Annotated in this window: 16 protein-coding genes; 4 read left to right on the top strand and 12 right to left on the bottom strand. The window is 70.6% G+C overall.

The genetic code is table 11. The features are described from left to right. Position 1: 1 nt before the first annotated feature. From OG504_RS47275 to OG504_RS47260, 4 genes are all read right to left on the bottom strand, one after another. Positions 2 to 895, bottom strand: coding sequence for a dihydrodipicolinate synthase family protein (locus OG504_RS47275; RefSeq protein WP_405995342.1), 894 nt, complete (start codon positions 893 to 895; stop codon positions 2 to 4). A 40-nt stretch (positions 896 to 935) separates the two neighbouring features. Then, positions 936 to 2,261 carry an aminotransferase class I/II-fold pyridoxal phosphate-dependent enzyme gene (locus tag OG504_RS47270; RefSeq protein ID WP_405995341.1) on the bottom strand — a complete coding sequence of 442 codons (1,326 nt, stop codon included), beginning with the start codon at positions 2,259 to 2,261 and terminating at the stop codon, positions 936 to 938. Between the two features lie 227 nt (positions 2,262 to 2,488). Then, positions 2,489 to 3,088 (bottom strand): YdcF family protein, encoded by a 600-nt coding sequence (locus tag OG504_RS47265; RefSeq protein ID WP_405995340.1) that lies wholly within the window; start codon positions 3,086 to 3,088, stop codon positions 2,489 to 2,491. A gap of 41 nt (positions 3,089 to 3,129) precedes the next feature. Continuing rightward, a complete protein-coding gene (locus OG504_RS47260; RefSeq protein ID WP_405995339.1) occupies positions 3,130 to 3,627 on the bottom strand; it encodes a hypothetical protein in 498 nt (165 codons plus the stop codon). A 354-nt stretch (positions 3,628 to 3,981) separates the two neighbouring features. Here OG504_RS47260 and OG504_RS47255 point away from each other — a divergent pair, with 354 nt between their 5' ends. Together OG504_RS47255 and OG504_RS47250 are read left to right on the top strand one after the other, a co-directional pair. Continuing rightward, positions 3,982 to 4,356 carry a YybH family protein gene (locus tag OG504_RS47255; protein WP_405995338.1) on the top strand — a complete coding sequence of 125 codons (375 nt, stop codon included), beginning with the start codon at positions 3,982 to 3,984 and terminating at the stop codon, positions 4,354 to 4,356. Between the two features lie 153 nt (positions 4,357 to 4,509). Further along, a complete protein-coding gene (locus tag OG504_RS47250) occupies positions 4,510 to 4,668 on the top strand; it encodes a twin-arginine translocase TatA/TatE family subunit (RefSeq protein WP_019059608.1) in 159 nt (52 codons plus the stop codon). 81 nt (positions 4,669 to 4,749) lie between these two features. Here OG504_RS47250 and OG504_RS47245 read toward each other — a convergent pair whose 3' ends face one another. Then, positions 4,750 to 4,941 (bottom strand): hypothetical protein, encoded by a 192-nt coding sequence (locus OG504_RS47245; protein WP_405996601.1) that lies wholly within the window; start codon positions 4,939 to 4,941, stop codon positions 4,750 to 4,752. A 408-nt stretch (positions 4,942 to 5,349) separates the two neighbouring features. Then, positions 5,350 to 5,925 carry a TerD family protein gene (locus tag OG504_RS47240; RefSeq protein WP_405995337.1) on the bottom strand — a complete coding sequence of 192 codons (576 nt, stop codon included), beginning with the start codon at positions 5,923 to 5,925 and terminating at the stop codon, positions 5,350 to 5,352. 197 nt (positions 5,926 to 6,122) lie between these two features. Here OG504_RS47240 and OG504_RS47235 point away from each other — a divergent pair, with 197 nt between their 5' ends. Next, entirely contained in the window at positions 6,123 to 6,512 is a 390-nt protein-coding gene (locus OG504_RS47235) for a BlaI/MecI/CopY family transcriptional regulator (RefSeq protein ID WP_405995336.1), read from the top strand. A 6-nt stretch (positions 6,513 to 6,518) separates the two neighbouring features. Continuing rightward, complete coding sequence (locus OG504_RS47230) at positions 6,519 to 7,451, top strand: M56 family metallopeptidase (protein WP_405995335.1); 933 nt, start codon at positions 6,519 to 6,521, stop codon at positions 7,449 to 7,451. A gap of 134 nt (positions 7,452 to 7,585) precedes the next feature. On the opposite strand, the gene OG504_RS47225 is transcribed toward OG504_RS47230, so the two are convergent. From OG504_RS47225 to OG504_RS47200, 6 genes are all read right to left on the bottom strand, one after another. Further along, positions 7,586 to 8,821: a cation:proton antiporter gene (locus OG504_RS47225; protein ID WP_405995334.1), complete on the bottom strand. Its 1,236-nt coding sequence runs from the start codon at positions 8,819 to 8,821 to the stop codon at positions 7,586 to 7,588. 4 nt (positions 8,822 to 8,825) lie between these two features. After that, a complete protein-coding gene (locus OG504_RS47220) occupies positions 8,826 to 9,311 on the bottom strand; it encodes a cation:proton antiporter regulatory subunit (RefSeq protein ID WP_405995333.1) in 486 nt (161 codons plus the stop codon). Between the two features lie 175 nt (positions 9,312 to 9,486). Then, positions 9,487 to 10,953: a WGR domain-containing protein gene (locus OG504_RS47215; RefSeq protein WP_405995332.1), complete on the bottom strand. Its 1,467-nt coding sequence runs from the start codon at positions 10,951 to 10,953 to the stop codon at positions 9,487 to 9,489. Between the two features lie 131 nt (positions 10,954 to 11,084). Next, entirely contained in the window at positions 11,085 to 12,608 is a 1,524-nt protein-coding gene (locus tag OG504_RS47210; protein ID WP_405995331.1) for an amidase, read from the bottom strand. Positions 12,609 to 12,737: 129 nt separating this feature from the next. After that, on the bottom strand, positions 12,738 to 14,210 hold the full coding sequence (locus tag OG504_RS47205) for a substrate-binding protein (RefSeq protein WP_405995330.1): 1,473 nt from the start codon (positions 14,208 to 14,210) through the stop codon (positions 12,738 to 12,740). Positions 14,211 to 14,227: 17 nt separating this feature from the next. Further along, complete coding sequence (locus OG504_RS47200; protein WP_405995329.1) at positions 14,228 to 14,584, bottom strand: ArsR/SmtB family transcription factor; 357 nt, start codon at positions 14,582 to 14,584, stop codon at positions 14,228 to 14,230. Between the last annotated feature and the right edge of the window lie 15 nt (positions 14,585 to 14,599).

The raw sequence follows: 14,599 nt of genomic DNA, 5'->3' as shown, positions 1-14,599 counted from the left end.
CTCAGGAGGTGAGGCCGAGGGTGTCCAGTGCGGCGGCGACCTCCTGGCGGGCGGTCTCGTCCAGCCCTCGCAGGGGGCGCGGCAGGTTCGGTTCGTCCGTCAGGCCGAGGTGGGAGGCGGCGGCGGAAATCACGCGCAGGCTGCCGTGGCGACGGAACAGAACCCACAACGGTTCGAGCCGGTCCGACAGTTCGACCGCCTGGACCGCGTGGCCGGCCTGGGCGGCGCGGGCGAGAGCGAGGGCGGTCCGCGGGAAGGTGCCGCCGAGGACCGAATACCAGGCGTCGCAACCGGAGTTGAGGCCTCGGGCGGCCGTCCAGTCGCCGCTCACCCCGATGGTGGCGGTGTCGGGGATCAGCGCACGCAGCGCGTCGACCCGGAGTCCGGCCTCGCGCGGGTCCTCGGGCACACCGGGGATCTTGATCGAGCCGACGTTCGGCAACTGCGCGATACGGCCGTGCAGTTCGTCGGTGAACCGGACGTGCGTGGTGCCCGGGTTGTCGTAGACGCACAGCGGCACGGAGAGTTCGCGCGTGACGTCTTCGTACAGGCCGAACACCTCGTCCTCGGTGAGGAGTTGATACGTCATCGGGGCGAGCAGCACTCCGGAGGCGCCCACCTTCTGCGCGTCCTCGGCGAGCTCCAGCACCTGCGAGGTACGCAGCGCGCCGATACCGACGATGACGGGAGTCCCGTCGGCGGCATCGACCGCGATCTTCGCGGCGTGGGCGCGCTGTTCGCGGGTGAGGTAGGCGTAGTTGCCGGTGGAACCGAGTGCGCCGATGGAGTCCACGCCGGCCGAGGCGAGGCGGGCGACGAGCGCCGTGTACGCCGGTTCGTCGATGCCCTGCTCGTCGGTGGGAGTGAGGGGGAAGGCGCTCAGGCCGCGGAACATGATGGCTCCTTGAGTCGAGTGGGTGGGTGGTCGGGTTCGGTCAGTTGCCCGTCGAGCGCAACTCCGTGACGACCGCGGCGAGTTCGGCGGCGAACGCCTCGGCCTGCGGCTCGGCGACGGTCGAGGAGGTGACCCGGATCGCGCCGTGGTGGGCGGCCGGATCCGGCGCGAAGAGATGACCTGGCCGCACCGCCCAGCCCCGCTGCGCCAGGGCGGCGACCACGGCCCGTGCGTCGACGTCGAGTTCGACCCATACGTTCAACCCGTCGGGCCGGTACGGGACTTCGATGCCCTGGTCGCGCAGCCGCTCGACGAGCAGACCGCTGCGCCGGGCGTAGAACTCCCGGGCCCGTTCGTGGAGTTCATGGACCCGGGGATCCAACAGGAGCTCGCGGGCGGTGTGTTGCAGCAGGCGGCTGACCCAGGTGGTGCCGGCGCTCAACCGCGCCTCCAGGCGTGCGGTGGTCTCGGCGTCGGCTGCGACGAGGGCGAGGCGCAGATCCGGTCCGAGGAACTTGGACAGGGACCGCACCAACGCCCAGCGCGTACTGCCCGGTGGGGTGACCCGGTGGTAGGGCCGCGCGGAGACCGCCGAGAAGTGGTCGTCCTCGATCACGAGGACCTGGGGGTGCCCGGCGAGGATCGCCCGCAGGTCTGCCGCCCGCTCCTCGGTGAGGCTCGCTCCGGTCGGGTTGTGGGCGCGGGGCGTGCAGACGACCGCGCGGGCACCGGCTTCCAGGGCGGCTCGCAGCGCGTCGGGGCGCATACCGGCGCCGTCGACCGCGACGGACGCGGAGCGGTAGCCACTCAGCCGCAAGGTCCCGATGCTCGCCAGGAAGCAGGGGTCCTCGATCGCCACCAGATCCCCGCGGGTGAGGTGAGCGTTCAGCAACCGTTCGGTGGCGTCCACCGCTCCGTGCGTCACCAGCGTGCGGAACGACTGGTCGATGTCCTCGGCGAAGTCGGCGCGGGCCCATGCGTCCAGCCCCGGGTCGATGGCGGGCGCGCCGTACAGCGGCGGGCTGTAGTCCCCGCGCCGGGCGGCGCCCAGGAGGTCGGGCAACAGCATCGCGTCGGGATTTCCACTGGCCAGGTCGACGCAGTCACCGCCGACACCGACCCCGACACCTTCCCGCGCGAGCTGCGGCACCGCCGCGACCACCGTGCCGCCACGCCCTCGCGTCTCGGCGACGCCCGCCTCGACCAGCCGCCGGTACGCGAGGGCGACCGTGTTCCGGTTGACCCCCAGCTCGGCCGCGAGCACCCGCACCGGGGGCAGACTCGCCCGCGGCGCCAACTCACCCGAAGCGACCTGGTCCCGCACGCTGCCCGCGATCTCGGCCGCGGTGGTGCCCTTGATGCCCACGTGATCAGCTCCGCCCGAACAGAAGATTTCGTCCTATGCCAAAGTTTGTCCTAGGCCAAAGATACGTCATAGGTGGGCTGGGAGGGTTCATGCGTCGCGGGTTCGTGGTGAGTGGGCGGATGAGCGGGTGAATGGAGGGATGGGCGGGCGACTACGGGCCGTGTCGGTCACCGTCCGTGACCTGCTTGGCGGTGATGGCCGACGACCCGGTGGAGCCCAGGGGCTGTCTACAGAGAGACCTTCCGCTCGTCGGCGTTGAGGCCGCGGAGTGTCCACAGTCCGTACAGAGCCAGCAACGGTTTCACGACCACCCACTCGCCAGGCCGGTAGTCATCCGCGCGCACCAGCCTCTCCGCCAGATCCGGGCGCTGCCGCCGCAAGTACGCGCGGGCCTTGAGCGCATGAGCCGGCTGGGAGGCGATCTTGATACGGTCCACGCCTTCGAGCAGCGGGATCACGTTCGTGATGTTCTCCCACGTCGTCGCGCTCTGGTCCTCCAGAAGCACCGTGCCGTCGAACCCAAGCACCGACTTCGCGTAGTCGGCCATCAGTTGGGCCTCCGCGGCGCCGCTGCCGGGCGCACCGCCGCTGAAGATCACGCGCGTCCGTTGCCCACCGTCAGCGGTGATGGAACGAATGCCGGCACGGACTCGCCATCGGTTGATCAAGTTCGCCGTCACTTGGGGATTCCGGTACCCCAACACCACGACGGCCTCCGAGGCGCCCTCGCTCTTCCCCACCAGAGCCCGGGACCAGCGCCAGTTCAACCACTCACCCCAGGCCAGGGCCGCCGCCCCGGCCATCGCCAGTCCTGTCCTTCGCCGCATGCGGCGACTGTAGGACACGTCAGGAATTCTCAGCGGTCGGCTTACGCGATATGGCGGTTGATGAAACCGTGCCACATGGCAGTGGCGTGTTCCGGGGTGTCCCGGTGCCCTCCCGCGAAGCCAAGAAGTTCTTTGTCGGAGCTCAAAAAAGCGTCGAACAGCTGGAGTTGGCCCGGGCGCGGGAAGACCTCGTCGTCCCACTGGAGGTGGAAGAGGACCGGTGCGGTGATGGCGGCGGCGTCGTCCAGGACGCGCTGCGGGGCGTGAAGTCCTGGATTGATTCCGGGAGTTGACTGCGTGCCGAACTTTCCGAACACCGCGCACCTCAGCCCCGGCCCGAGGGCACGTACGGCAGCGAGGCCGAAGCGCGTGCCCATGGACAACCCGAAGTACGCCTGACGTGTCGGGTCGGCCGTCCCGACATCCACCAGGAGGTCACGCGCGGCGACCCAGTCGTCAGCCATGCGGTCCAGCACCCGGCCGATCCCCTCGGCGGCCATCCGGCTCTGGTACTCCACCGTCGTGAGAGGTGATGCCACCCGCTCTCCGTGGAACGGACCATCGATCGCTACGGCCGCACAGCCGGACAAGGTGATCAGGTCGGCCATCGACAAGACCCGGTCGCTGTGCCGATGCCCACTGCCACCGTGCCCCAGCAGCACCAAAGGCACTGCCCCCGACCGACTGTTCGGCGTCCACACGGTGGCGGGAATCGTGGAGAGTCGCCGGCTGATCACGAACGAACGCTGTGTGGAGTGATCAGAATCCGGCCGACACTCGGACCAGACCACTCGCTCGCGCACATCGCCATCAAAGCACGAGAAAATCCAAGCCCGCCACGCTTGTTCATGGCTTCGGCCGTTCATGGTTTCGACACTGGAAGGGCCGTCCCCATGTCAGATCTCGCTGCCGAGCTCACGGCGTTCATGACGCGCTATGAGCAGGCCACCAACACTCACGACATCGATCGTGAAGCGCCGTTGATCGATGCGGATGCCGTCTATTGGTTCTCCGACGGTTCCCATCGAGGCCTGGACGAGATCACGGGAGCAATTGAACGAACCTTCGCGGCCATCCAGGACGAGGCGTACGAGATCCAGGATCTTGAGTGGGTCGTCCTGGCCGCCGACCATGCCGTGTGCCGGTACCGCTTCTTCTGGACGGGGGTGGTCGACGGCCGGCCCCGGTCCGGACAGGGACGGGGCACGAACGTGCTCGTGAAGCGGGAGGGCGGGTGGCGGATGCAGCACGAGCACTTGAGCGCCTGACCTGCGGATCCGCCCACCGCGATCGCGCACCGGGTCAGGTGCGCCGGGGTTGTTGAGCGATCGCACCTCGGGAGAGACTTCTACAGCGCTGTAGATTGAAGCGTGTGGCCGGTACGCCGTAGCGGCCTTGCTCCCCGGGAGAAAGCAGACCTGATGTTCGGCTTGAGCGAACTGGCCGTGATCCTTCTTGTCGTCGTGGTCGTCCTCGGGATCAAGAAGCTGCCGGAGCTGACGCGTTCGGCGGGCAAGGCGACCCGGATCTTCAAGAGCGAGGCCAGGGCACTCAAGGAGGACGACTCCCGGCGCCCCTGACAGCGTGGGGCACGACTGAGGACGGGACACGTCGGCCCGGAGGGCGTGGACTGTTGGCGATCTCACTCGCCCACCGCTCGACTAGCCCGGCTGGGCGGCGAACAGTTCCAGGTGTGCGCAGTTGGGGCAACGATAGGCGTCGATCTGCCAGCGCGGGCGGCCCATCCTCTTGGCATTGCCGAGTGGACCTCGCTGAAGGGGGCCCGCGATCCACCGGACGAACCCACGGGAGTTCTGTCCGGAGTCCTCGGCGAAGCCCGGCTCCAGCCCCACCGCACCGCATTGGGTGCACCGTATGTTGTTCATTGAGGGAGTCTAGTGAGCGACCGCGGCAGTCGATGAGCAGGCCCCCGGGGCGCGATCCTGCTCATCGACTGCCGCGTACCGTGCGCCAACTCCCGTGACTGGAGCTGCAGTTCGGCAGCGCTGTCACAGCTGGGCGGCGACAGAAGGCGTTCTGCACTTCGCCGAAGGTCCGACCGGCGAAGAGCGGCACCGAGACTTCCAGTTCGGCCTCGCGGGGATCGGCTGGCCTAGCAGGGCGGCGACCTTGGGGGCCCGCGGCCTGTCGGCCGAAGCCATCCGTACCGAACTCAGGGCGCCGCCAACCGACTTGATCAGGCCGATCCGTCGCCCTTGCCCAGGCCGACCGACCTACGCGGCCTCTCCCGCTACCGGTTCTCAGACACCTACACCGAAGTCGGCCGCGATCCCCGCCAGTCCGGACGCGTACCCCTGGCCGACCGCGCGGAACTTCCACTCCGCGCCGTTGCGGTACAGCTCGCCGAAGACCATCGCGGTCTCGGTCGACGCGTCCTCGGACAGGTCGTAGCGGGCGAGTTCGGCACCGCCGGCCTGGTTGACGACGCGGATGAACGCGTTGCGGACCTGACCGAAGGACTGCTGGCGGTTCTCACCGTCGTGGATCGAGACCGGGAAGACGATCTTGTCGACCTCGGCCGGTACGGCGGCGAGGTCCACCTTGATGGACTCGTCGTCGCCCTCGCCCTCACCGGTGGTGTTGTCGCCGGTGTGCTCCACCGAACCCTCGGGGCTCTTGAGGTTGTTGTAGAAGACGAAGTGCTGGTCGGAGATGACCTTGCCCGAGGCGTCGAGCAGCAGCGCCGAGGCGTCCAGGTCGAAGTCGGTGCCGGTCGTGGTGCGCACGTCCCAGCCCAGGCCGACCAGCACCGCCGTAAGCCCCGGCGCCTCCTTGCTCAGCGAAACGTTGCCACCCTTGGACAGGGAAACACCCATGACTCAATCCTCCACGCGTACCGACGGTTCGGGTCCGCGGCACGGACCCCCGAACCAGAATCTACAACACTGTAGAAATAATCGACGGGGACGGGACGGTGCGGCCGAGCACGGTGCCGCCGAGCCGTACCCCGTCGATACGATGGGACGATCGCGACCCCGCGGCGGCGTAGTGGCAAACAGGAGGGAGACGGAGCGTGGCGAGACCGGATCCGCGCCCTCAGCGGCGGGCGCAGGGCGAGTTGGAGACACAGGTGCTCACCGTGCTGCGCACGGCCGACGCGCCGGTGACCGCGGCCTGGGTGCAGGAGCGCCTGGACGCCGAACTCGCGTACACGACCGTGATGACCGTGCTGAGCCGGTTGCTGGAGAAGCAGGCCGTGACCCGGGTGCGGGAGGGCCGCTCGTTCGCCTGGTCCCCGGCCGCGGACGAGGCGGGACTCGCCGCGCTGAAGATGCGCAAGGTGCTCGATCGCGAGCAGGACCGCCGGGCTGTGCTCGCCAGCTTCATCACCGCCCTCCCGGAGGACGACGAACAGCTGCTGCGCGACCTGCTGGACCAGGCCACCGACGAGTCGGCGGGCTGACGTCCCGTGGGCGTCTTCGTCTTCCTGCCGCTCGTCCTGCCGTTGACGGCCTGGCCGATCGCCCGCCTCGCCACCCAGCACCTCCATCCCCGCACCGCCACAGGCCTGTTGAGCGCGATGGCCGCTGTCCTGGCGCTGTGCAGCACGCTGTGTCTGGGCCTGCTGATGGTGGTCGGCACCGCCCAACTGCCGGGCAACCCGCTGCCGGACGGCTGGTCGGACCCCGAGGTGCGCGAGAGCGTGCCGCACGACGAGATCGTGGGGAAGGCCGCGATTCCCGTCCTTCTCGCCGTGGTCATGGGCTGCGGCCGAACTCTCTTGCGCCACCGCCGAGTTCGGCGCCGGGCCCACGCGGCACTCTTCGGACTGCGCGACACACCGGTCGCGGTCCTCCCCGACGACGAGCCGTACGCCTACGCCCTTCCCGCCGGCCCACGCGATCGGATCGTGGTGACCACCGCCCTGCTCGCCTGCCTCGACTCCCGGGAACGCCGGGCCCTGTTCGCCCACGAGCGGGCCCACCTCACCGCCCGGCACCACCGCCACCTCCTGATCGCCCAACTGGCCGCCCGCGCCAACCCGTTCCTGCTGCCGCTGCGCACGGCGGTCTCCTACGTCACGGAGCGCTGGGCGGACGAAGAGGCCGCCCGGTCCGTCGGCAGCCGTAGAGCCGTCGCCCGCGCGATCGGCAAGGCGGCCCTCGTCTCCCGCGGTACGCCGGCACCGACGCTCGCGGCCCTCGCGGCGCCGGGCCCGCTCCCCCGCCGGGTCGCCGCCCTGCTGGCACCGCCGCCCCCGGCACGCACCTGGCCACCGCTCTTCACCGCCGTGGGTCTCGCGCTCTGGAGCGCGGCGGCGGGTGCCGCCCTGTCCGCGACGTTCTCGGCGAACTCGGCCGTGACACTCCTGCTGCTCCTGCACGCGGCGACCCCGCTCTAGGCAGCGGGTCCGCAGCGCCGACAAGCGGTAGCGAGGCGGGGCACGGGCCGGGGAGTCCGGCACTTCCCACCCGTGGCCGACAGGACACGACAACTCCCGTTGGCTACAGGGCTGTTGCGCTCACAGAGACCGGATCACTGGCCAACCTCGTGCGGCTCCTCGGTCACGCTCTCCAGTCCGCCCGCCGTGTCGGGCGCGGGTGCGGGCTTGCGTCGCCGTCCGGTCAGGCGGGTGGCCAGGGGCTCGGTGTAGCGGGCGGTGAGCGGGCCGACGATGACCAGGATCAGCACGTACGCGGTGGCCAGCGGGCCGAGGGAGGGTTCGATGCCGGCGGTGACGGCGAGTCCGGCGATGACGATGGAGAACTCGCCCCGGGCGACCAGCGTGCCGCCCGCCCGCCAGCGGCCCTTCGCCGAGATCCCCGCGCGCCGGGCCGCCCAGTACCCCGTGGCGATCTTCGTGCCGGCGGTGACGACCGCCAGGGCCAGGGCGGGCAGCAGGACCGGCGGGATGCTCGCCGGGTCGGTGTGCAGGCCGAAGAAGACGAAGAACACGGCGGCGAACAGGTCCCGCAGCGGCGAGAGCAGGTTGTGCGCGCCTTCCGCCGCCTCTCCGGACAGGGCGATGCCGACCAGGAACGCGCCCACGGCGGCCGAGACCTGGAGCTGCTGGGCGAGGCCGGCGACCAGCAGGGTCAGGCCCAGGACGACCAGCAGCAGCTTCTCCGGGTCGTCGCTGGAGACGAAGCGGGAGATGTGGCGGCCGTAGCGGACCGCGACGAGCAGGACGAGTGCCGCGGCGCCGAGCGCGACGGCCAGGGTGAGGCTGCCCGCCGCTAGGCCCGTGCCGGCCAGCAGTGCGGTGATGATCGGGAGATAGACGGCCATGGAGAGGTCTTCCAGGACCAGGACGCTGAGGATGACGGGGGTCTCGCGGTTGCCCAGGCGGCCCAGGTCGCCGAGGACCTTCGCGATGACACCGGAGGAGGAGATCCAGGTGACCCCGGCCAGCACCACCGCGGCGACCGGTCCCCAGCCGAGCAGCAGTGCCATGGCGGCACCGGGCAACGCGTTGAGGGCGGCGTCGACGAGACCGGCGGTGTACTGGGTCTTGAGGTTGGAGACGAGATCGCTGGCCGAGTACTCCAGGCCGAGCATCAGCAGCAGCAGGACGACACCGATCTCGGCGCCGATGGCGACGAACTCCTCGCTCGTGCCCAGCGGCAGCAGCCCACCCTCGCCGAAGGCCAGCCCGGCCAGCAGGTAGAGCGGTATCGGGGAGAACTGGAAGCGCGCGGCGAACCGGCCCAGCAGTCCCAGGGCCAGGATGATCGCGCCGAACTCGATCAGGAACCTCGCGGAGGAATGCACCGGTTCACTCCCGCCCGAGTATCGCCGCGGCCGCCTCGACGCCCTCGCGCGTGCCGATCACGATCAGGGTGTCCCCGCCGGCCAGCCGGAAGTCCGGCGTGGGAGACGGGACGGCCTCGGCCCGGCGCAGTACGGCCACGATCGAGACGCCGGTCTCGGTGCGCATCCGGGTCTCGCCCAGCACCCGGCCGTTCCAGTACGAGAGCGCCGACAGCGCGACGCGCTCCGCGACCAGCCCCAGTTCGGTGGTGGACAGCAGATTCGGGCTGTGGTGCGAGGGCAGCAGGGCGTCGATGAGCGCCGTCGCCTCCCCCGCGGTGAGCCGTACCGACAGGGCGCAGGCGTCCGGATCGTCCGTGCGGTACGCGTTCAGCGTGCGCTCGCCGTCCCGGTGCGCGACCACCGACACACGGCGCTGCTCACGTGTCGTCAGGTCGTAACGGACACCGATCCCCGGCAACGGCGTGCTGCTCACGCGTGGAGTACCCATGTGTGTCTTCCTGTCCTCTCTGTCGTGATCGATGCGCCACGGCCCCTGCCTGTGAGCAACTCCCCAGCGGAATACGGCCGTTCCCCGGCCGGAGAAGCGATCGTGGTGAGTGACGCCTCAGCCGCCGGCGCCGGCGTGATCAGGAGGGGTACTCCGCACGCCCGCACGACCGATGTCACACCAGGCGCCGGATCTCCCCGCGCACGCGGTAGAAGCCGGCCGAGGAGGAGTGCAACGCGTCCACCACATAGCGCACTCCGGGCTCGCGTATCGCACGCGGGAACTGGACGTTCCAACCCGGCTCATAGCCCTCGGAGACCACATGCACCCGCACACGGCCGCCTTGCTCGAAGCACTCCACGACGACTCCGCTCCCGGCCGCGGGGACGGTGCTGACCGTGGCGACGGAGGCGGCGGTGGTCAGCGGTGCGTACGTCGGCATGGCGGCCGCCAGCTTGATGTCCGCGGCGACCGGCACGGTGCCCGACTCGGCGGCGGTGATCGCGGCCTCGCTCGCGTCGATGCAGGCGAGCGAGCCGTCCGTGGAGACGATGTACAGCCGTTCGTCGTGGTACTGCATCGAGAGCGCCGAGCCGCCGCCCGTGCCGAGCTTCCACAGCCGGGTGCCGTCGGCGGTGAAGCAGTACACGGAGGAAGCCGAGTCGCCCGCGAAGACGTAGCGACCGCCGGCGGACGTGGCGCACGAGTACACCGCGGCGTCGCACTGGTAGGAGGCCTCGACGGCCCCGGAGGACTTCGCGAGGCGCTGGACGACCCGCCGTCCCGTCCCGGCGTAGACCGCGTGCTCCTCCTGCCAGCCGAAGAGCACGTTGCCGTTGGTCGCGGTGTGCCAGAGCTGCCTGGCGCCGTCCGCCGCGTAGGCCGTCACCCCCTGGCTGTGCCCGTGGTAGACGGCGTGGTCGTCGGCGCGCACCATCCACGCGTTGTCCCCGGACGAGTTGCGGGACCACTGGAGTTCGTCCTCGTGGTCGATGACCGTCAGCCCGCCGTTGCGGTCGGAGACGTTCAGCACGCCCGCGTGGATGTCCAGCCAGAAGATGTCCACCTCGGCCGCGATGTCGTAGGCCGCGAACGGCACCTTCGAGGAGAGGTCGTAGACCCGGCCGTCGTCGCAGCCCGCGTAGATCCAGAAGTCGTCGGCCACCAGGCACTTCACGCCGTCGGGCAGGGAGTAGTGCGCGAGCACCTCGCCGTCGTGGCTCAGGTTGTAGACGCTGCCGTGCTGGTTGCCGACCCAGCAGCGGTCCTCGTCCACATGGATGCCGAACGCCGAGGCGCCGGTACGGAACCGCCAGAGCACCGGTGCGGTCGCCCGCGCCGTCGACGGGGCGGACGTCACCTGACGGCGCGTCACGGGGCGGGCCGCGCGCTGGCCTTGGACAGCGGGCGCGTACCCCTTCCGTACCTTCTCGGCTATCTTCTTCGCGGCCGCCGCCTGCGCCTTCTCGACGGTCGGAAAGGCGGAGGTCTGGTGCTGCCCGTCCACGCCGATCCGGCCGTACCGCACGGAGACGGTGGTGCCCTCGACAGTCACCTCGTAGAACTTGTGGGCACCACCACTCTCCTGGGACAGCTCCAGATACGTGGTGTTCCCCGACTGTCGTGTCTGCGCAGCGGACACAGCGCACCCCTCCCCAAGGCCCGTCGGCCGGTACGGCCGATCTTCAGTGATTCCAAACTAGTGGTGACCACTGACATCGCCGTCCCCGGGCGGCACACGGTGCCCCTAGGGGCAGGAGGCGGATCACGCCTCTAGGGCGCGGGGAACCCGCCGACCGCCCGTTCATAGGTGTGCGCGACCCGCAGCACGGTGGCGTCGTCGAAGCGCCTGCCGGTGATCATCAGGCCGGCCGGGAGGCCGTCGACCGGGTCGGTCGGCACGCTGCACGACGGATGGCCGGTCGCGTCGAAGGGTGCGGTGTTGCCGACCATCGACAGCGCGAGGTGCAGGTAGTCGGCCAGGGAGACGTCGGCCGGCGGGATCTCCTTGGCCGTGTACGGGACCGTGGGCATGACCAGCACGTCGTACCGGTCCAGTGCCGCGTCGTAGGCCGCGCGGACCTGCGGCAGGAGTCGGCGGGCCATGCCGTAGTACTTCCCGCCGCCCGCCTCGAAGGTGTAACGGCCGGACAGGCCGACGAGTTTGACGGTCTGGGAGAGCGTGGCGCCGCGCTCGACGCGCCCCTGCGCGTAGTGGGCGATCAGCTCCGGGTCGTAGAAGTCGTCGGCGTTCATGCCGTAGGCGTTGCCGTCGAGCATCTGATACGCGGCGCCCTCAGTCGCGATCACGTTCCACACGTGGAGGGCGTCCAGGTGCCAGGGGATCGACACCTTCTCCACGGTGAGTCCGGCCGAGGACAGGACGTCGATCGCGGCGTGGACCGCCTCGTCGACGCCGGGATCCGAGACGGGCGTACCAAAGCCCTCCGTGACGACTCCGACGCGCAGGCCCGAGGCGGGTTCGGCGAGTACGGCCAGGTAGTCCACCGGGGCGATCGTGTCCGGTTGGCGCGGGTCGAAGCCGTCGGCGCCTGCCAGCACGCCGAGCATCGTGGCCGCGTCGGTGACGGTGCGGGTCATCGGGCCCACGTGGTCGAGGGTCCGCTCGATGGGGAAGGCGCCGGTGTAGGGCACCAGGCCGTGGGTGGGCTTGTGTCCCACGATGCCGCAGAACGCGGCCGGCATACGGATCGAGCCTCCCTGGTCGCCGCCGAGAGCGAGGTCGACCTCGCCGGTCGCCACGAGCGCGGCACTGCCACTGGACGAACCGCCCGTGTTCCGGCTCTCGTCCCACGGGTTGCGCACCGGTGCCGGGTGCGAGGTGAAACTTGCGCCGGAGAAACACAGGTCCTCACACACGGACTTGCCCGCGATCGTCGCGCCGGCGTCGAGCAACCGCCGTACGACGGTGGCGTCTTGGCGCGGGACGAAGCCCTCGACGGTGCGCGAACCGTTCATCATCGGTACGCCCGCGACGGCGATGTTGTCCTTCACCGCGACCGTACGGCCCGCCATTTGGCCTTCGGCGGACTCGCTGACCGAGGTCTTCACGTACCAGGCGCCGAGCCGGTTCTCGTCCGGAGTGGGTGGTGTCCAGGAGCGGTCCGGGGCGGTGGGGGCCGTGCGCTCGTAGAGCCGCTCGACCACCTCCGAGGCGGCGAGCGAGCCCGCCACCGCGGGCGCGAACTCCGCCAACTCCTCGGCGGACAGGCCGAAGTGGAAGTGCTTGGCGATCTCCGCGAGGCGGGCGGCGTCGGGTGCGGGGAGTGATGACAAGGGACGACTCCTTTTCGGCTGGACAGCCATCAACCTAGAACATCGCGCCAATAGGTCAATACTTATTGACGTAACTTCGCGGTTAACCGGGCCCAGCTGAGTAAGGCTGGGCCGACCGGATCGACGGGGCTACAGCGAGACCGGCCGTAGTCCGCCGGCGGTCGCCTCGGTGACGAAGAGGTCCTGGGCGACCCGGCCGCTGTCGTCCAACGTGACGGTTCCGCGCGGGAGTTGGAACCTGCCGGGACGCATCGCCTCGGCGATCAGCCGCGGTTCGTCCGCGCCGACCCGGCGCGCGGCGGACCACCAGATGTGCGCCGCCTCGAAGACCGACTCGCTCAGGGTCGACAGGGGCGGGGCCCAGCGGCCGTACGCCTCCCGGTAACGGCGCAGCAGTACGGCGTTGCCGGGCGACGCCAGTTGCTCGACGTAACCGGAGACGGCGTACAGGCCGGGTGCCGCGGCGGCTCCGACGTGTTCGAGGGTGGACTCGTCCATGGCCGGCGCGAGGGTGACGCACTGCTCGCGCAGGCCCGTCGCATGGCACTGCCGCTCGAAGGCGGCGGCGTCCGCACCCACGAACGTGGAGAGCACGATGTCCGCGCCCGAGGCCGTCACCGCGTCGATGACCTGGGTGAAGTCCCGGGTGCCCAGGGCGGCGTACCGCTCCCCCACCACCCGTGCGCCCGATCGCGGCAGGATCCGGCGGGCGGCCGCGTGCGTGCTGCGCGGCCAGCAGTAGTCGTTGCCGGCCAGGAACCAGCGCCTTCCGCCGGCCGCCCGCATCAACGGCCTTACCGCCGCCGCCAGTTGGTCTTCGTGGTGCTCGCCGAGCTGGACGCGCAGCGGACCGGCGCCGCCGCCCTCGTTCATGTGGGGCTGGATCAGGAGCACTTCGGTTCCGGCGAGGGCCCGCGAGACCGCGAAGTAGGTGGCCGAGGTCGTGGCGACGAGGATCGTCCGGCAGCCGGCCCGGACCAGTCGGCGGGCCTCGGCGACGCCGACCGCCGGGTCCGAGGCGTCGTCCCCGACCAGCAGTTCCACGGGGCGGCCGAGCACCCCGCCCTCCGCGTTGATCTCCTCGACGGCGAGCGTGGCCATGTGGTCCGTCGCGGCGCCGAACATGCTCCCCAGGCCCGACTTGCTGTTCAGCAGGCCGAGCCGCGCGTTCGGATTCGGCGCGGACCCGCGACCGGCCGGCAGACCGCGGCGGCGCATCAGCCACTCCAGCCCGGCCTCGTCGAGCTCGGCGAACAGCCGGACCCGCGTCCCGCCCCTGTCGGCGTCGAAGCGCAGCTTGATGCGGCCCCGCCAGGGCTGGTCGTGCACGATCTCGATACGGCCGCCCTGTCCCGCGTGGCCGTGTGCGCTCCCGCGTGCGGGCGACGGCGGCCGGACTTCGCTGATCCGGCCGATGATCTCCACCATGTCGGAGACCGGGCCGCCGAGCGGAGCGCCCATCCGCACCACCGCGCCCGCCGCGACCCGGTCGCACACGGCGTCGAAGACCCAGCCCGCACCCGCGCCCGCGCCGAACAGGCCGAACGTCGCGCTCGGCGATGCGTCGGTCCATTCCTCGGCGGGCAGCAGGAGTGCGGCCATCACGTCACCTCATGCGGTCATCCGGCGGACCGGCTGTCCTGGACGTCGGAGTCGGTGGCCGCGGCCTCCGTCGCGGTGGCGGCGCGCCCGGCGTCGGCGAGCGCTCCCTGGAACAGCGCCTGCAACGTCGCGATGACGTCACGCGCGGGACCGGCCGGGTCGATCGAGTAGTGCCGGAACCGGCCCGCCTTCCGCTCGGTGACCAGGCCGGCGGCGCGCAGGACACGCAGATGGCTGGAGACTCCGGTACGGCCGATGCTGGTGATCCGCTCCGCCAGCTCACCCACGGTGCACTCCTCGCGCTCGGCCAGCACGCCCAGGATCTGGCGGCGTACGGGGTCGGCGAGCGCGTCGAACGCCAGGTCTGCGGGCACCCGGGATCGCCCCCT

This window comes from Streptomyces sp. NBC_00986 (assembly GCF_045162565.1).
In the GTDB taxonomy this organism is placed as follows: Bacteria; Actinomycetota; Actinomycetes; order Streptomycetales; family Streptomycetaceae; genus Streptomyces.
Note: the sequence above shows the minus strand (reverse complement) of the source record. Positions and strands in the feature narration are given on the sequence as shown.